Genomic DNA, 15,505 nt, shown 5'->3' with positions numbered 1-15,505 from the left:
GTCAGGCGACGACGGCGGCCGTCGAGTCGCGCACCACGAGCTCCGGCCGGAACAGCAGCGAGGAGCCCTGGGACGCCGGGCCCTCGTCGGGGCCGTGCAGCGCCCGGAAGGCGGCGGCCGCCATCTCCTTCATCGGCTGGCGCACGGTGGTGAGGCGCGGCGAGTAGAGCTCGGCCAGCACGATGTCGTCGAAGCCCGCGACGGACACGTCCCGGCCGACCTCCATGCCCGCGTCGCGCACGGCGCGGCAGACGCCGATGGCGGTCATGTCGTTGACGGCGAAGATCGCGGTGGGCGGGTTCGGCCCGGCGAGCAGCTCGGTGGCGGCGACGCGACCGAGCTCGGCGGCCTCGACGTCGCCGAACGCGCCGTCGGCGCCGCTGCTGCCCGGCCAGGTGACGACGTCGGGCCGCGCGATGCCCGCCCGCTCCAGCGCGCGCAGGAAGCCCTCGAACCGCTCGGTGCGGTTGACCGACCGGATCGCCCCGGAGAGGAACGCGATGCGCCGGTGGCCCAGCGACACCAGGTGCTCGCCCATCAGCTCCGCGCCGACGGCGTTGTCGACGCTGACGTTCACGAGGCCGACCGGGTCGTCGGCCTGCGCGGTGCGGTCGAACGCGACGAGCCGGAGGCCGTCGTCGAGCAGGCCCGAGACGTGCTCCAGGGACGGCAGCGAGGAGCAGAGCACGATGCCGCGGATGCCGTCGGAGACCAGCTCGTCGACGTACTGGCGCTCGCGGGCGGGGTCGCGCTCGGAGTTGCACAGGAGCACGTGATAGCCCTCGGTGAGCGCGGCGGCCTCGAGGTACCGGGCGAGCGCGCCCCAGTACGGGTTGCCCACCGACGGCACGACGAGGCCGATGACCTGCGGCTTGCCCGTGCGCAGCTGGCGCGCGGCGCGGTTGGGGCGGTAGCCGAGCTCCTTGATGGTGCTCTCCACGCGCTCGCGGGTCTCGGGCAGCATGCGGCCGGTGCGCCCGTTCAGCAGGTTCGAGACGGTGCTCGTGGACACTCCTGCCGCACGCGCGACGTCCAGGATCGTGATGCCAGCCATGCGCTCGTGCGGCCTCCTCGGTTCCGGGCTCTTGCCCACCTCGCCAGTGCATCGATGGACTGTCTGGCGCCGATCATAGGGCATCAAAGGACCGCTTGACGGAGGTGAAGTCCCACTCTATGGTCAGTGCATCGTTACACCGGGAGCCGCCGTCGGCTCCCCCTCGCCTTCGTGAGATCAACGCCGATCGAAAGGGCTTGTCATGGAATTCAGCCGTCGCAGCTTCCTCACGGCCATGGGCCTCGGGACCGCGGCCGCCGTGGCGGGCTGCGCCACGACGAGCCCCAGCGGCTCGTCCGCCGCCGACCCCACCGGCCCGGTGGAGGGCGACATCACCTTCCTGTGCGCGCTGTTCGAGGGCGCCACGGGCAAGGAGACGCTCGAGGGCAAGCTGATCAAGCAGTTCAACGAGAAGTACCCGGACGTGAACGTCACCGTCGACTACACCGACTACGGCTCGCTGAACGAGAAGATCACCACCGGCCTGGCCAGCGGGCTCATGCCCGACGTCGTCACGCTCGGCGTCGGCTGGGTCCCGCCGTTCGCCTTCAAGAACGCGATCGCCCCGCTGCCCGAGTCGCTCGCCACGCGCTACACGTACGAGGAGCGCGTGCTGGAGCCGTCGCGGTTCGACGGCAAGCTCTACGCCCTGCCGATGGTGCTCGACACGCGCATCGTCGCGTACCGCAAGGACTTCTTCGAGGAGGCCGGCCTCACGGGCACCCCGAAGAACTGGGACGAGCTGCGCGACTACGCGAAGCAGCTCACGGTCAAGGAGGGCGGGAAGACCACGCGCGTCGGCTTCGACCCGTTCTCCATCGACCTGCGCCAGTGCTGGGAGACGTTCCTGTTCGGCAACTCCGGCGAGCTCTTCTCCGCGGACGGACGCGAGGTGCTCTTCGACAGCCCCGAGGGGGTCGCGTCGCTGCAGCTCTTCCTCGACATGATGGCTGACGGCTCGGCCGACTTCGCCCTCACCACCGAGGCGGGGCAGCCGACCACCCTCCAGCAGGGCACCTCGGCGATCATGATGACCAACAACTCGTTGTACGTGCAGCTGCAGCAGCAGTCGCCCGAGCTGGTCGACAAGATCGGCACCTTCGTGCTGGGCAACACGAACCCCGCGATGCTGCAGGGCGGCACGATGGTGTCGCAGTCGGCCACCACGAAGTACCCCGCCGCGGCGCGCGCCTTCGTCGAGTACATGGGCTCGCCCGACGCCGTCCTGGTCGCGAGCGAGCAGCGCGGCTCCGTCCCGGCGATCTCGGACCTCAAGGACAGCGACTACGTCAAGGGCAACCCGATGGTCGAGTTCGCCATCACCAACCTCGACAAGGCGCGGTCCGAGGGCGGCACCCCGGCCTGGATGGAGATCCGGGAGAAGATCAAGCCGACCCTCGAGACGGCGATCGTCGGGCAGCAGTCCGCGCAGGCGGCCATCGACCAGCTCGCCGGCATCGCGAACGACGCGATCGCCCGGCTGTGACCCGGTCCGTCCCATGACCTGGCATGACCCGACACACCGATCGATGAAGAGGGGGTCGTCGTGGCCGTCGTCTCCGCGCCGCGCGACGTGAGCGCACCACCCGTCGTCCCGCCCCGCTCGCCCGCGCCCCGGCGCCGGCGGGCGGGGGCGGCCCGCCGCCGCGCCGGCATGCTCATGGTGGCGCCGGCATTCCTGCACGCGCTGATCTGGATCGGCATCCCGGTGATCGCGGCGTTCGTGCTGTCGTTCACCAACTACGACGTGCTCACGCAGCCGCGCTTCAACGGGATCCAGAACTACGTGGACGCGCTGACCGACCCGGTGTTCCGCCGGGGCATGCTCAACACGCTGGTCTACGCGTTCTTCACCGTGCCGGTCGCGATGGGCATCGCGCTGCTCATCGCGCTGATGCTCGACACGCAGCTGCGCGCCCGGGCGCTGTTCCGCACCGCCGTGTTCATCCCGCAGGTGACGGCGACCATCGCCGTCGCGCTGGTGTGGCTGTGGATCTACGACCCGCGCAACGGCCTGCTCAACGCCGTGCTCGGCTTCTTCGGGATCCCGGCGCAGAACTGGCTGTCGTCGACCACGTGGGCGATGCCGTCGGTGATCGTCGTCGGCATCTGGCAGGGCATCGGCCTGAAGATGCTCATCTACCTGGCGGCGCTGCAGTCCCTGCCGAAGGACGTCTACGAGGCGGCGTCGGTGGACGGGGCGTCGAAGACGCGGCAGTTCTTCAGCATCACGCTGCCGCTGCTCAAGCCCGCGACGTTCTTCGTGTTCGTCACCTCGGTCATCTCCGCCTTCCAGGCGTTCGACCTCATCTACATCCTCACCGACGGCGGGCCGGCGAACACGACCACGATGATGACGTACGAGATCTACAAGTCGGCGTTCCGGGAGTTCCGCGTCGGCTACGCGTGCGCGCAGTCGATCATCCTGTTCGTCTTCCTGCTGCTCCTGACCCTCGCGAACCGACGGCTCAACGGAGGCGACAGTGGCCGGCATTGATCTCGCGGCGACCTCGCCGCGCACCACGCTCGACGTCGTCGGGCGCTCCCCGGCGACGCGCCGGCGGCTCTCGCGGACCGCCCTCTACGTGGCGCTGGGCGTCATCGCCGTCGTGATGGTGGTGCCGTTCGTGTGGATGGTGCTGACGTCGCTCAAGACGCCGGCGGACATCGCGGCGAGCCCGCCCACCTTCCTGCCCACCGAGTGGGCGTGGGGCAACTACGCCGACGCGCTGGCCGCGGCGCCGTTCCTCACCTACGCGCGCAACAGCCTGATCATCGCGGTGAGCCACACGACCATCAACCTCGTGGTCGCGTCGATGGCGGGCTACGCGCTGGCGCGGCTCCGGTTCCGCGGGTCCGAGCTGGTGTTCCTCGGGTTCGTCGCGGCGCTGATGATCCCCACCTACACGAAGATCATCCCCGAGTTCCTCATCGTGCGGTTCATGCCGCTGTTCGGGGGCAACGACATCCTCGGGCAGGGCGGCACCGGCTGGCTCGACACCTGGTGGGCGCTCATCGTCCCGGGCGCCGTGACGCCGTTCGCCGTCTTCCTGTTCCGGCAGTTCTACCTGGACCTGCCGGTCGAGCTGGAGGAGGCCGCCCGGCTCGACGGCGTGAGCGAGCTCGGCATCTGGGCGCGGATCATGACGCCCCTGGTGAAGCCGGCGTTCATCACCGTGGCGCTGCTGACCTTCGAGAGCTCCTGGAACAACTTCCTGTGGCCGCTGCTCGTGACGCGCACCGACTCGATGCGCGTGATCCAGGTGGGCCTGTCGGTGTTCCGCACCGAGAACGACACCCAGTGGGCCTTCCTCATGGCCGGCACCACCCTGGCGACCCTGCCGATGGTGGCGCTCTTCCTGCTGGGGCAGAAGTACTTCGTCCGCGGCTTCGCGAACGCGGGCATCAAGTGACGGGCGGCGACCGGTCGCCCGTCGGACAGAGAGGCAAGCGAATGGCGATGGACATGACGGACGCGAAGGTGCTCGTCACGGGCGCGGGGCACGGGATCGGGCGCGGCGTCGCGCTCGGGCTGGCCGCCGCGGGGGCGGACGTCGTGGTGCACTACGGCAGCTCGGCCGACGCCGCCGCGCGGACCGTGGCGGACATCGAGGCGCTCGGCCGCAAGGCGGTCGCGCTGCAGGCCGACGTCACCTCGACCGAGGACGTGGACCGGCTCGTCGCCGACGCGGTCGCCTTCCTCGGCGGGCTCGACGTCGTGGTGTGCAACGCGGGGCACCTGGTGGGTCGCGTGCCCGTGGCGGAGATGAGCGACGACCACTACGAGTCCGTGGTCGACGTCAACCTCGGGTCCACGTTCCGCACCTGCCGTGCCGCGATCCCGCACCTGCTCGAGTCGGACCGGGCGCGCATCGTGGCGATGTCGTCGCTGGCCGCGCACAACGGCGGCGGGCCGGGGTCGGTCGTCTACGCGGCATCGAAGGCCGCGGTGCGCGGCTTCGTCAAGGGCCTGGCCAAGGAGCTCGGGCCGCAGGGCGTCACCGTCAACGCGGTGGCCCCCGGGTACATCGCCGACACGGCGTTCCACGGCACCTTCAGCACCGACGAGGCGCAGCAGAAGATGGTCGCGGGCACGCCGGTCGGGCGGCCCGGCACCGTGGAGGACGTCGCGGCGGCGGTGCAGTACCTGGCCTCGCGCGAGGCGTCGTACATCACGGGCACCACCCTCGACATCGACGGGGGGACCTGGCCGCGATGACCTCCCTCGCCCCCGTCACCTCGGACGCCGTCCCCGCCGCCGACACCGTCGCGGCCGGCCTCCCGCGCGAGCGCGGGGGCTGGTGGCACGACCTCGTCTGCCCGACGCACGGCACGGAGCTCTCCCACGCGGGGATCCCCGGGCCGGTGCCGCCGGCGGGCGGCGTGCGCTGCCCGCACGGCTGCGCGGTCGACACGGAGCCGGTGCGCGGCGCCTGGCTGGTGCTCAGCCACCAGGCGTGGGCACGGCGGGCCCGGGTGCTCGCGCACCGGGCTGCCCGCACGGGGGACGAGGCGACGCGGGCGGAGGCGGTGCGCCTGCTCGTGGCCTACGCCGACGTCTACGCCGAGGTGACGGGCGGCGGCGAGCACGAGCGCGCGCAGGACTGGATGCTCCGCGGGCGGCTGTTCCACCAGGCGCTCACCGACGCCATCTGGGCGGTGTCGGTCGGGCACGCGGTGTGGTCGCTCGCGGAGGCGGACCCGGGGCGGGCGGGCGACCTCGCCCCCGTGCTGGGGATGCTCGACGCCACCGCCGAGGCGGCCCGCGCCGCGCGGGGGCGCCTCGTGGCCGACGGGAAGTTCACCTCCAACTACACGGCCTGGCTCAACGCCGCCGGCCGTGTGTGCAGCCGGGCCGCCGCGCTGGTGCGCGGCGAGGGGGCCGCACCCGCCGTCGCCGACGACGAGTGGCTGGCGGGGGAGCACGGGCAGCTCGCCCACGCGCTCGCCGCCAGCACCCGCGGCGGGTGGGAGTGGGAGGCGAGCACGTACTACCACGGCTTCGTGGTGCGGGCCTATCTCCTGTCGCTGCGCGGCACCGCCCCGGCGGAGCTCCCCGCGGCCGCCCGCGACCGGCTGGTCGCGATGGTCGACGTGCTCGCGGGCCTCGCGACCGACGGCGGCGTCCTGCCGTCGGTGCACGACGGCCCGTACTCGCGCCCGGCCCTCGCGCTGGAGTGGACGGAGCTGGCCGCGCTGGCAGACGGGTTCGTCGCCGACGCGGGGCTGGCCGCGGTCGCCGCGCACGCCCGCACGGAGGCCGCCGCCGGGGACGGCGACGACGAGCCCACGGACGGCCTCGAGGACGAGCTGCGCCGGACGGTTCCGGGCTGGTTCGCCGGGCCGCCCCTGGCCGTGGCGCGCGCGCCGCGCCCGGCGGTGACCGTGGACGAGGAGGTGGGGATCGCCGTCCTGCGCGGCGCGGGGATCCACGCCGTGCTCGACCACGGCCCGCACGGCGCGGGGCACGGCCATCACGACAAGCTCGCGCTCGCCCTGTTCGGGCGCAGCACCCCGTGGCAGCCCGACCCCGGCCAGGTGCCGTACGGGCACCCGGCCTGGCGGGCGCACTACGCGTCGGCGGCCGCGCACCCGGTGGTGCGGGTCGACGACGCCGACCCCGCCGAGGCGACCGGCCGTCTGCTGGCCCGCACCGACCGGTCCCTGACCGTCGAGGTCCGGGGCGACGCGACGTCCTGGTACGACGGCGCCCGCGCCGTGCGGCACGTCGTCCTCGGCGACGGGTACCTGCTCGACGTCGCGCACGCGCGCGCCGACCGGCCGCGGCGGCTCACGCTGGGGCTGCGGCCCGACGTGCCGCTCGGGGTGCGCGCGGACGCCGACGTCGTGCGCACGGCCTGGCGCGGCGCCGAGGCGCTCGACGGGGTGCACGCCGCCCGCGCGGCCGGGCGGGACGGGGCGGTGCCCGTGCGCGCCGTCGTCGTCCCGGGCCCCGGGCCGGCGGACGACCCGCAGCGCGAGCGCGCGCACGTGGACTGGGCGGCCGAGGCCGCGACGTCGGCGACGTGGGTGTCGGTGTTCCAGGCCGACGCCGAGGCGCGCGACGGCGGCGCGGACGTCACGCGCGTCGAGCTCGACGCGGCGGAGGTGCGGGTGCACCGCGCCGACGGCGCGGTCGACGTCCACCCGCTGCCGGCGGAGCTGGCCGGCTCGACGACGGACGAGGGGGCGACGGCGTGACCGGGACGATCGCGCCCGGGCGGATGCTGCTGCTCGGCGAGGCACGGCTCGCGGACCTGCGCGCGAGGCTGGACGGCGACCTGGCGCCGCAGTGGCGCCGGCTCGCCGAGCAGTGCGACCTGTACCGGCGCACCGCGCCCCCCGCGGAGCACCCGCTCGCGAGCATCACGTACCTGGGCCCGGCGGCCGCGAACCTCGCCCTCGCGTACCGGCTCACGGGCCAGCGGCACTACCTCGAGGAGGCGTGGCGCTGGATCTCCGCGGCCGTCTCGTTCGACCACTGGGGCCGCGCGCACCTGCCCGACCACGACCTCGACGCGGGCTGGATCCTGCACGGGCTGTCGCTGGCGTACTCGTGGCTGGGCGACGACCTCGACCCCGGGCGCCGGGAGGCGCTGCGCGCCAAGCTCGCGCTGCAGGGGGAGCGGCTGCACGACTTCGCCGTCGCGAGCGAGGGCGGCTGGTGGTCCAGCTCGTACTGGCAGAACCACCACTGGATCTGCCACACCGGCCTCGCGACCGTCGGGTACGCGCTGGGCGTGCCCGCCTGGACGGAGCGGGCCAAGGCGGCGATGGGCACCGTCGTCGACGTGCTGCCCGCCGACGGCTCCGACATGGAGGGCGTCGTCTACTGGCGCTACGGCGTGCCGTGGCTCGCGACGTACCTCGACCTGCTGCACGACGCCGAGGGACTGGACTGGTGGGACCGGTGCCGGTTCCTCGCGCGCACGTTCTTCTACCGGCTGCACCAGGCCGCGCCCGGCTACGAGGAGATCGTCGACCACGGCGACTGCCACGACCGGCGCAGCGGCCACAGCGTGGCGCTGTACCGGATCCTCGCCGCGCGGTACGGGATCGGCGAGGCGCAGTGGCTGGCCGACACCGTCGCGGACCGGTTCTTCTGGCGCGAGGCGTACGAGAGCGGCGTGAAGCCCGGCGTCCTGCCCGAGGCGTGGGCCGAGCTGCTCTGGTACGACGCGTCCGTCGCGCCGGTCGACCCGGCCGCGTCCGTGCCCGCGCAGGCGGCGTTCGAGGACCTGGGGCTGCTGGTGCACCGCACGTCGTGGGACGACGACGCCACGCTCGTGTCGTTCAAGTCCTCGCCGGGCGGCGGGCACACCGCGTGGGACACCTCGCGGCGGATCGACGCCGAGCGCGGCTGGGACACGCTCAGCGCGGGACACCACCACCCGGACGCGGGGTCGTTCGTGCTCGCGTCGCGCGGCGCGTGGCTGCTGGTCGACGAGGGGTACTCCAACCAGAAGCGCGCGGGCCACCACAACCTCGTCCTCGTCGACGGCCACGGCTTCGCGGGGGAGGGGCGGTACCACGTCTACGCGGACGCCCCGCCCGACCGCACCGCCGACATGGTCGACGTCCTCGCCGAGGGCGGGTTCCTGCACGGCCGCGCCCGCACCGGGCGGATGTACCCGGTCGAGCTGGGCGTCGAGCGGCTGGAGCGCACGCTCGTGGTCATGCCGTCCGGCCGCACCGTCGTCGTCGACCGGGGGCGCGCCACCGCGCCGCGCGAGTGGACCGTGCTGCTGCACGCGGACCACCCGTCCGACGCGGTGGACCGTGACGTCCCGCACGACGGGACCGGCGGCGAGGACGACGGCGGTGCCGGTGAGGGGACCGTGCGCCGCGTGCTGCGCAACGGCCGCGCGGGCGCGTGGCTCACGACCCACGCCGCGGGCGGCGCCCACGCCGAGCAGGTCGTCACCGACGTCGCGGCCAACCCGACGTCGAGCACCCCGTCGCTGGTCGTGACGCGGCGGCTGCACACGCTGCGCGTCACCCCGCCGGCGTCCCGCGACCTGCTCGCCGTCACGACGATCGAGCCGTTCGACGCCTTCCGCCCGACGCCGTCCACCGCCCGGGTTCGTTGTGGGTGGGATCGTGGCCCCGATTCGGCGCACGAAGGGGCCACGAGCGCACCCGCAGCGGGGGTGGGGGCGGACCTGGGCGGCGGGGAGCGGGTGTACCTCGCCGGGCCGGACGGCGCGATCGAGGCCGACGGCGTGACGGCGCTGGCGCGCGCGGTGCTGGTCGCGGGCGACAGGGTCGCCGTCGTCGGGGCGCGGCGCGTCGAGCTCGACGGCCGCACCGTCCTCGACACCACGGGCCGCGACGGCGACGCCGAGGTCACCGCCGTGCTCCCGCTCGCGGGGCGGCGATGACGGCCGCGCCGGCGCCCGAGCGGCAGGACCGCTCGCGCCGCTGGTCGCAGACCTTCCTCGGCTGGCTGGAGTGGCTCGCCCACCCGGTGGCCGCGGGCGCGGCGTTCGCGGTCCTGTGCCTCGGCGTCGTCACGTGGCTCCCGGCGCTCGCCGCCGTCGGCAGCACGCTGCGGGCCTGGCGCACCGACGGCGACGGCCGTTCGTTCACGGGCGTCTTCCGGGCGTTCGGCACGTACTGGCGGCCGCTGCTGGGGCACGCGGTCGCCTCGACGGCGGGGCTGGTGCTGCTGCTGGTCGACGTCGTGTTCCTCGTCGGGCGGTCCGGCCCGGCCGCCGTCGTCCTCGTGATGCTGGCGCTCGGCCTGCTCGTGGCGTCCGTGCCGTACCACCTGGCGCTCGCGGTGGTCGCGGCCGCGCGGCCCGACGGGTCGGTGCGCACCTGGGTGCCCGGCGCCCTGTGGTTCGCCTTCGGCTCGGTGCCCCGCGGCACCGCCCTGCTGGGCGCCGCCGTCGCGACGCCCGTGTTCTCGCTCGTGGTCCCCGCGGGCCCCCTGCTGCTGTGCGCGAGCGTCCCTGTCCTGGTGGGGCTCGTGATCCTCGACCAGACGGAGGACGACGCATGACCGGCACCACCGCCCAGGCCCTTCCGCGCACGAGCGCGGTCGCCCGGCGCTCCCTGCTCGCCGGTGCCCTCGCCACCACCGGCGCGCTGCTCCTCGCGCCGCGGGCCACGGCCCTCGACGGTGTCGCCGCGCTCGCGGGCACCGCCGCGGCCCGGACCCGCACGACGACCTGGGTGCCGTCGTGGACCACCGCCCACACCCGGCCCACCGCCACCGACCCGCTGGTGCTCGGCGGCGTCGCCGACCGCACGGTGCGGCACGTGCTGCGCCTCAGCGCCGGCACGGCCCACGGGGGAGCGCTGCGCGTGCGCCTCGCCGGCACGTTCTCCGCAGCGCCGGTGCGGGTGGGCGCGGTGACGGTCGCGCGCCGCGCGCCGGGACTGTCCGGCGCGGGCGCAGCCGTCGACCCGGCCACCGTCACGACCGTCACGTTCGGCGGCGAGCGCGGCGCGCTCCTCGCGTCGGGCGCGACGCTCGTCAGCGACCCGGCGGGGCTCGACGTGCCCGACGGCGGCGACCTCGTCGTCAGCCTCCACCTCCCGGGACCTACGGGCGCACTGAGCTTCCACCGCAACACGCACGCCACCGGCTACGTCGGTGCGGGCGACCTCACCGCCGACGCCGGGCCCGGCTTCGAGGGCGCGGAGACCACGCGGTCGGCGGTGCTGCTGGTCGGCGTGGACGTCGAGCGTCCCGGCGTGCCCGGCGTCGCCGTGCTGGGCGACTCGATCACCGAGGGCGTCGGCACGCCCGACGACGCCGACCAGCGGTTCGCCGACCACCTCGCCCGCCGTCTCGCGGAGCGCGGCGGCCCGGTCGGCGTCGCGAACCTCGGCGTCAGCGGCAACCGCGTGCTGCTCGACGACGAGCGGTTCGGCCCCAGCGGCCAGGCCCGCCTCGACCGCGACGCGCTGGCCCTGCCCGGGATCGACACGCTGCTCGTGGTGCTCGGCGTCAACGACCTGCAGCAGCCGCCCAGCCAGACCGACCCCGCCGTGCTGCTCGCCGGGTACCGCCAGCTCGTGCTGCGCGCCCGCGACCGCGGGCTGCGCGTGGTCGGCACCACGATCACGCCGTTCGGCGGCTGGCAGCGCTGGACGCCGGCGCTCGAGGAGGAGCGCCGCGTCGTCAACGCCACGCTGCTCGCGGAGGCGGGCCGCGGGGCGGGCGCCTTCGACGCCGTCGCGGACGTGGCCTCCGCGCTGGCCGACCCCGCCGACCCGGCGCGGCTGGCTCCCGCCTTCGACAGCGGCGACGGCCTGCACCCCACGCCCGCCGGCGCGGCGGCGATGGCCGCCGCCGTCCCGCGGCGCGCGCTCCTGGGCTGACCCTTCCCACCGCACCACCGCTCCACCCACCTGCTCGACGACGAGAGGGATCGTGATGGACATCGACACACCGGGTTCGACAGCACTGAGCATGCCCGCAGACCGCCCAGGCGCCCCCGCGCCCACCCGCCGCAGCGTGCTGCGCGGCTTCGGCGCCCTCGCCGGCGCCGCCGCGCTGGCGCCCGCGCTGAGCCTGCCCGCCCGGGCGGTGCCCGCCTCGACCACGGCCGAGCTGGTGGAGCGCTGGGCGGTGCTCCAGACCGGAGGCCCTGGTCTGGACCTGGCCGACGCGCACGTCAAGGCCGCCGTGCGGCGCGTCGACAGGGCGGCCACGACCGTCCTCGCGACGCTCGACCGCGCCTCCGGCCGCACGTCCCTCTGGCCCGACCTGGCCGACTGGACGAGGTCCAACACCGTCACCACGACGTTCAAGCGGCTGCGCTCGATCGCCGTCGCGTGGGCGACGCCGGGCACGTCGGTCGCGGGCGACGCCGCGGTGGCGGACGCCGTCGCCGACGGCATCACCTGGATGCACGACCACGTCTACGGGCCGGGCATCCCGCGCTTCGACAACGACTGGGACTGGGAGATCGGCTCGGCGTCGGCCCTCGCGGACACGCTGGTCGTGCTGCGCGCGCACCTGGGCGACGCCCTCGCCCGCAGCACGGCCGCCATCGACCACTACACGCCGGACCCGAACCTGTGGCGCGCCGACCGGCAGATCGCCACGGGCGCCAACCGGGTGTGGATCGCGACCGTCGTCGCCGTGCGCGCGTCGCTCGACGGCGACGAGGCCGCGCTGCTGCGCGTGCGCGACGCGCTCAGCGACGTCGAGGGCGGGGGCGCGAACAGCGTGCTGGCGTTCGTCGACGGCGGCACCGCCGAGGGCGAGGGCACGGGGGAGGGCTTCTTCCGCGACGGCTCGTTCCTGCAGCACTGGAAGCACCCGTACAACGGCGGCTACGGCAAGGAGCTGCTCGGCACGCTGTCGTCGCTGCTGCACCTGCTCGGCGACTCGCCGTGGCAGGTCACGGACCCGGCGCTGGCGAACGTCTACGCGTGGGTCACCGACGCCTTCGACCCGCTCATGGCGCGCGGCGACATGGTCGCGTCGGTGTGCGGGCGCGAGATCGCGCGGCCCAGCAAGCAGGGGCACGCGCCCACGCAGACGGTCGTCGAGGGCACGCTCCGGCTCATCCCGTCGGCTCCGGAGTCGCAGGCCGCGACCCTGACCTCGCTGGTGGCGCAGTGGATCGTGGAGGACACCTACCGCGACTTCCTCGCGGCGACGACGCCCGCGTCCGTCGTCGCGGCGAACGCGCTGCTGGCGACGTCGCCGACGCCGCGCGGCGCGCTCGTCGCGCACCGGCAGTACCCGGCGATGGACAAGGCGGTGCACCACCGCCCGGGGTTCGCGGTGAGCGTCAGCGCGTACTCGGCCCGCGTGTACAACTACGAGTCGATCCAGAACGAGAACCTGCACGGCTGGCACCTGTCGGACGGCATGGTGCTGCTGTACACCGACGACCTCGGCCACTACAGCGAGGACTACTGGCCCACGGTCGACCCGTACCGCCTGCCCGGCACCACGGTCGACACCGCGCGCCTCGCGGACAGCGCGCACTTCCGCGAGACGAACGGCGCGACCTGGGTGGGCGGGGCCGCCGTGCCCGGCGCCACGGTCGGCGCGTACGGGCAGGACCTGCGCGCCCGCGGCTCCGACCTGCGGGCCCTCAAGAGCTGGTTCCTCGTCGACGACGCCGTGGTCTGCGTCGGCTCCGGGATCACGGCGCCCGCTGCCGGCGGCGTCGAGACGGTCGTGGAGAACCGCAAGGTGCGCGACGGCGCCGCGCTCGTCGTCGACGGCGTCGCGCAGGGGATCGGCGACGGCTGGTCGGCCGCGCTCGACGACGTGCGCTGGTGCCACCTGTCCGGCACGGCGGGCTACGTGTTCCCCGGCGGCGCGCGGCTGCACGCCCTGCGCGAGGACCGCACGCACACCTGGCGCGAGATCAACGTCAAGTACGGCACGGACACCCCGGTGACCCGCCCCTACGTCACGGCGTGGCTCGACCACGGGCCAGCGCCCGCCGGGGCCACGTACGCCTACGTCATGCTCCCGGCGGCCGACACCGCGGGCACCCGCGCGTTCGCGGAGGCGTGCGGCACCGCGCCGGGGCTGCGGGTCCTCGGGCAGGACGACGACGTCCACGCCGTCGCGCTCGGCGGCACCCTCGCCGCCAACTTCTGGGCGGCGGCGTCCGTCCCCGTCGGCGCGGGCGAGCCCGGGGAGGGCGGGTCGCTGCACGCCGACGGCCCGGCGTCCGTCGTCGTGCACGAGACGGGCGGCCCGGGCGGCACCGAGTGGACCCGGCCCACCACCGTCGCGCTGAGCGACCCGACGCAGGCCCGCGACACCGTCGTCGTCGATCTGAACCGCGACGGGCTGCGGTTCGTGTCCGCCGACCCGGGCGTCACCGTGACCAGGCGCGGCGCCGGCTGGCGGATCGTCGCCGCCACCGCCGGCCTGGCCGGCGCCACCGTCACCGCCTCGTTCGTCTGACCGTCGCGAGAACCCTGGAGGAACCATGAAGAAGCACCTCGCGCTGCCTCTCGTCCTCGCCCTCGGGCTGACATGCGGCGTCGCGGCGCCCGCCGTGGCAACCGCGGCGGCGCCCCCGGCGTCGGGCTCCGCGGCCGCCGCGGAGGACGCGGACCCCGCGCCGCTGCGCACCGTCCGCGTGAGCACCAGCGCCGAGCTGGCCGCCGCGTTCAAGGCCGCCCTGCCCGGCGACCGCATCGTGCTGGCCGACGGCGAGTACACGATGGTCAAGCTCGCCGACAAGGCGGGCACCGCCGACGCGCCGGTCGTCGTGGAGGGCGCCACCCTCGGCGGCGCGGTCGTCACGGGCGGCCAGCTCGAGGTCGCCCGGTCGAGCCACGTCGTCGTGCGCGGGCTGACCTTCCGGAACGCCACCACGCTGAAGATCACGGCGTCCACGCACGTGCGGTTCACGCGCAACGACGTCGCGCTGCGGTTCGAGCCGCCGGCCGACCCGACGTCGTCCCGCCACTGGCTCCAGATCTCGGGGGAGGGCAGCGGCTACCACCGCATCGACCACAACGCCTTCCACGACAAGACGCTGATGGGCAACTACGTCACCGTCTACGGCGGGGCCACGCAGATCTCCCAGCACGACCGGATCGACCACAACTGGTTCGGCGACAGCCCCGCGCAGCCGGTCAACGGCGGCGAGGCGATCCGGCTCGGCGTCTCCGCGCTGTCGGACTCCAGCTCCTTCGCCGTGGTCGAGCACAACGTGTTCGAGAACACCGACTCCGACCCGGAGATCGTCTCGATCAAGAGCGACGACAACACGGTGCGCTTCAACACCGTGCGCCGGTCGGCGGGCGCGTTCGTCGCCCGCCGCGGGGACCGCAACGTCATCCAGGGGAACGTCTTCCTCGGCGAGGGCAAGCCCGGCACGGGCGGCGTGCGGCTCTACGGCGACGACCAGCTCGTGTTCGACAACTACTTCGAGGGCCTGCGCGGCTCCGGGTACACCGCGGCGCTGCAGATCGACGGCGGCGACGTGGACGGCTCCGGCTCGACGTCGGCCCACTGGCGCGTGCACCGCGCGACGGTCGTGCACAACACGTTCGTCGACAACACCTCGAACGTCGAGGTCGGCGCGAACTACGTCCTCCCGCCGGTGGACTCGCTCGTAGCCGACAACCTCGTCGTCGGCTCGGCCGGCCCGCTGTTCCAGGAGCTCAAGCAGCCCGCCGGCGTCACCTACTCCGGCAACGTCTCGTGGCCGACGGGCGCCGCGACGCTCGGCATCGACGCCGCGCCGCGCGAGGTGCGCGTCGTCGACCCGCTGCTCGTCCGCTCCGGCGGGCTGTGGCGGCTGCGCCCCGGCCCGGCGATGAACACCGCCGTCGGCACGTACCCGTTCCTCGCCGACGACGTCGACGGCCAGCCCCGCGACGTGCGGCCCGACGTCGGCGCCGACGAGGTGTCGTCCGCGCCCGTCACCCGGCGGCCCCTCGACCGGGACGACGTCGGACCCGCCGCACCCTGACCGACCCCGCCCGCACCCTTCGTCCCGCCACGAC

General features: G+C 74.6%; 11 protein-coding genes. 10 read left to right on the top strand and 1 reads right to left on the bottom strand.

All coding sequences use genetic code 11. The annotated features are described in order from the left end of the window. Position 1: 1 nt before the first annotated feature. Entirely contained in the window at positions 2-1,054 is a 1,053-nt protein-coding gene (locus tag ACFQ8T_RS00210) for a LacI family DNA-binding transcriptional regulator (protein ID WP_430544560.1), read from the bottom strand. 202 nt (positions 1,055-1,256) lie between these two features. On the opposite strand from ACFQ8T_RS00210, the gene ACFQ8T_RS00205 reads away from it, so the two are divergent. The 10 genes from ACFQ8T_RS00205 to ACFQ8T_RS00160 all read left to right on the top strand — a co-directional run bounded on the left by ACFQ8T_RS00205 (position 1,257) and on the right by ACFQ8T_RS00160 (position 15,471). Then, positions 1,257-2,540, top strand: a complete 1,284-nt coding sequence (locus tag ACFQ8T_RS00205) for an ABC transporter substrate-binding protein (RefSeq protein WP_430544559.1) — start codon at positions 1,257-1,259, stop codon at positions 2,538-2,540. A gap of 60 nt (positions 2,541-2,600) precedes the next feature. Then, positions 2,601-3,551 carry a carbohydrate ABC transporter permease gene (locus ACFQ8T_RS00200; RefSeq protein WP_430544558.1) on the top strand — a complete coding sequence of 317 codons (951 nt, stop codon included), beginning with the start codon at positions 2,601-2,603 and terminating at the stop codon, positions 3,549-3,551. After that, positions 3,538-4,467 (top strand): carbohydrate ABC transporter permease, encoded by a 930-nt coding sequence (locus tag ACFQ8T_RS00195; RefSeq protein WP_430544557.1) that lies wholly within the window; start codon positions 3,538-3,540, stop codon positions 4,465-4,467. The genes ACFQ8T_RS00200 and ACFQ8T_RS00195 overlap by 14 nt, the downstream gene beginning before the upstream one ends. Positions 4,468-4,520: 53 nt before the next feature. Continuing rightward, positions 4,521-5,273 carry an SDR family NAD(P)-dependent oxidoreductase gene (locus tag ACFQ8T_RS00190; protein ID WP_430544556.1) on the top strand — a complete coding sequence of 251 codons (753 nt, stop codon included), beginning with the start codon at positions 4,521-4,523 and terminating at the stop codon, positions 5,271-5,273. Further along, positions 5,270-7,255 (top strand): heparinase II/III family protein, encoded by a 1,986-nt coding sequence (locus tag ACFQ8T_RS00185; RefSeq protein ID WP_430544555.1) that lies wholly within the window; start codon positions 5,270-5,272, stop codon positions 7,253-7,255. Before ACFQ8T_RS00190 ends, ACFQ8T_RS00185 begins: the two co-directional genes overlap by 4 nt. Beyond that, entirely contained in the window at positions 7,252-9,435 is a 2,184-nt protein-coding gene (locus ACFQ8T_RS00180) for a hypothetical protein (protein WP_430544554.1), read from the top strand. Before ACFQ8T_RS00185 ends, ACFQ8T_RS00180 begins: the two co-directional genes overlap by 4 nt. Then, the gene (locus ACFQ8T_RS00175; protein WP_430544553.1) at positions 9,432-10,058 is read left to right on the top strand and encodes a DUF624 domain-containing protein; all 627 of its coding nucleotides are present in this window, start codon (positions 9,432-9,434) and stop codon (positions 10,056-10,058) included. The genes ACFQ8T_RS00180 and ACFQ8T_RS00175 overlap by 4 nt, the downstream gene beginning before the upstream one ends. After that, positions 10,055-11,386 carry a GDSL-type esterase/lipase family protein gene (locus ACFQ8T_RS00170; protein ID WP_430544552.1) on the top strand — a complete coding sequence of 444 codons (1,332 nt, stop codon included), beginning with the start codon at positions 10,055-10,057 and terminating at the stop codon, positions 11,384-11,386. Before ACFQ8T_RS00175 ends, ACFQ8T_RS00170 begins: the two co-directional genes overlap by 4 nt. Before the next feature lie 91 nt (positions 11,387-11,477). Then, the gene (locus tag ACFQ8T_RS00165; RefSeq protein WP_430544551.1) at positions 11,478-13,949 is read left to right on the top strand and encodes a polysaccharide lyase 8 family protein; all 2,472 of its coding nucleotides are present in this window, start codon (positions 11,478-11,480) and stop codon (positions 13,947-13,949) included. Positions 13,950-13,974: 25 nt separating this feature from the next. Then, positions 13,975-15,471, top strand: a complete 1,497-nt coding sequence (locus tag ACFQ8T_RS00160) for a polysaccharide lyase 6 family protein (protein WP_430544550.1) — start codon at positions 13,975-13,977, stop codon at positions 15,469-15,471. Positions 15,472-15,505 lie beyond the last annotated feature (34 nt).

Origin of the sequence: Isoptericola sp. NPDC056618 (assembly GCF_042792715.1) — a bacterium.
GTDB lineage: Bacteria > Actinomycetota > Actinomycetes > Actinomycetales > Cellulomonadaceae > Isoptericola > Isoptericola nanjingensis.
This window is presented reverse-complemented; position numbering and strand designations above follow the sequence as displayed.

Bases quoted from the DNA above. Each gene is read 5' to 3' on its own strand.
- ACFQ8T_RS00170 (WP_430544552.1), top strand. From the start codon at position 10,055: ATGACCGGCACCACCGCCCAGGCCCTTCCGCGCACGAGCGCGGTCGCC.
- ACFQ8T_RS00185 (WP_430544555.1), top strand. From the start codon at position 5,270: ATGACCTCCCTCGCCCCCGTCACCTCGGACGCCGTCCCCGCCGCCGAC.
- ACFQ8T_RS00175 (WP_430544553.1), top strand. From the start codon at position 9,432: ATGACGGCCGCGCCGGCGCCCGAGCGGCAGGACCGCTCGCGCCGCTGG.
- ACFQ8T_RS00165 (WP_430544551.1), top strand. From the start codon at position 11,478: ATGCCCGCAGACCGCCCAGGCGCCCCCGCGCCCACCCGCCGCAGCGTG.
- ACFQ8T_RS00205 (WP_430544559.1), top strand. From the start codon at position 1,257: ATGGAATTCAGCCGTCGCAGCTTCCTCACGGCCATGGGCCTCGGGACC.
- ACFQ8T_RS00160 (WP_430544550.1), top strand. From the start codon at position 13,975: ATGAAGAAGCACCTCGCGCTGCCTCTCGTCCTCGCCCTCGGGCTGACA.
- ACFQ8T_RS00210 (WP_430544560.1), bottom strand. From the start codon at position 1,054: ATGGCTGGCATCACGATCCTGGACGTCGCGCGTGCGGCAGGAGTGTCC.
- ACFQ8T_RS00190 (WP_430544556.1), top strand. From the start codon at position 4,521: ATGACGGACGCGAAGGTGCTCGTCACGGGCGCGGGGCACGGGATCGGG.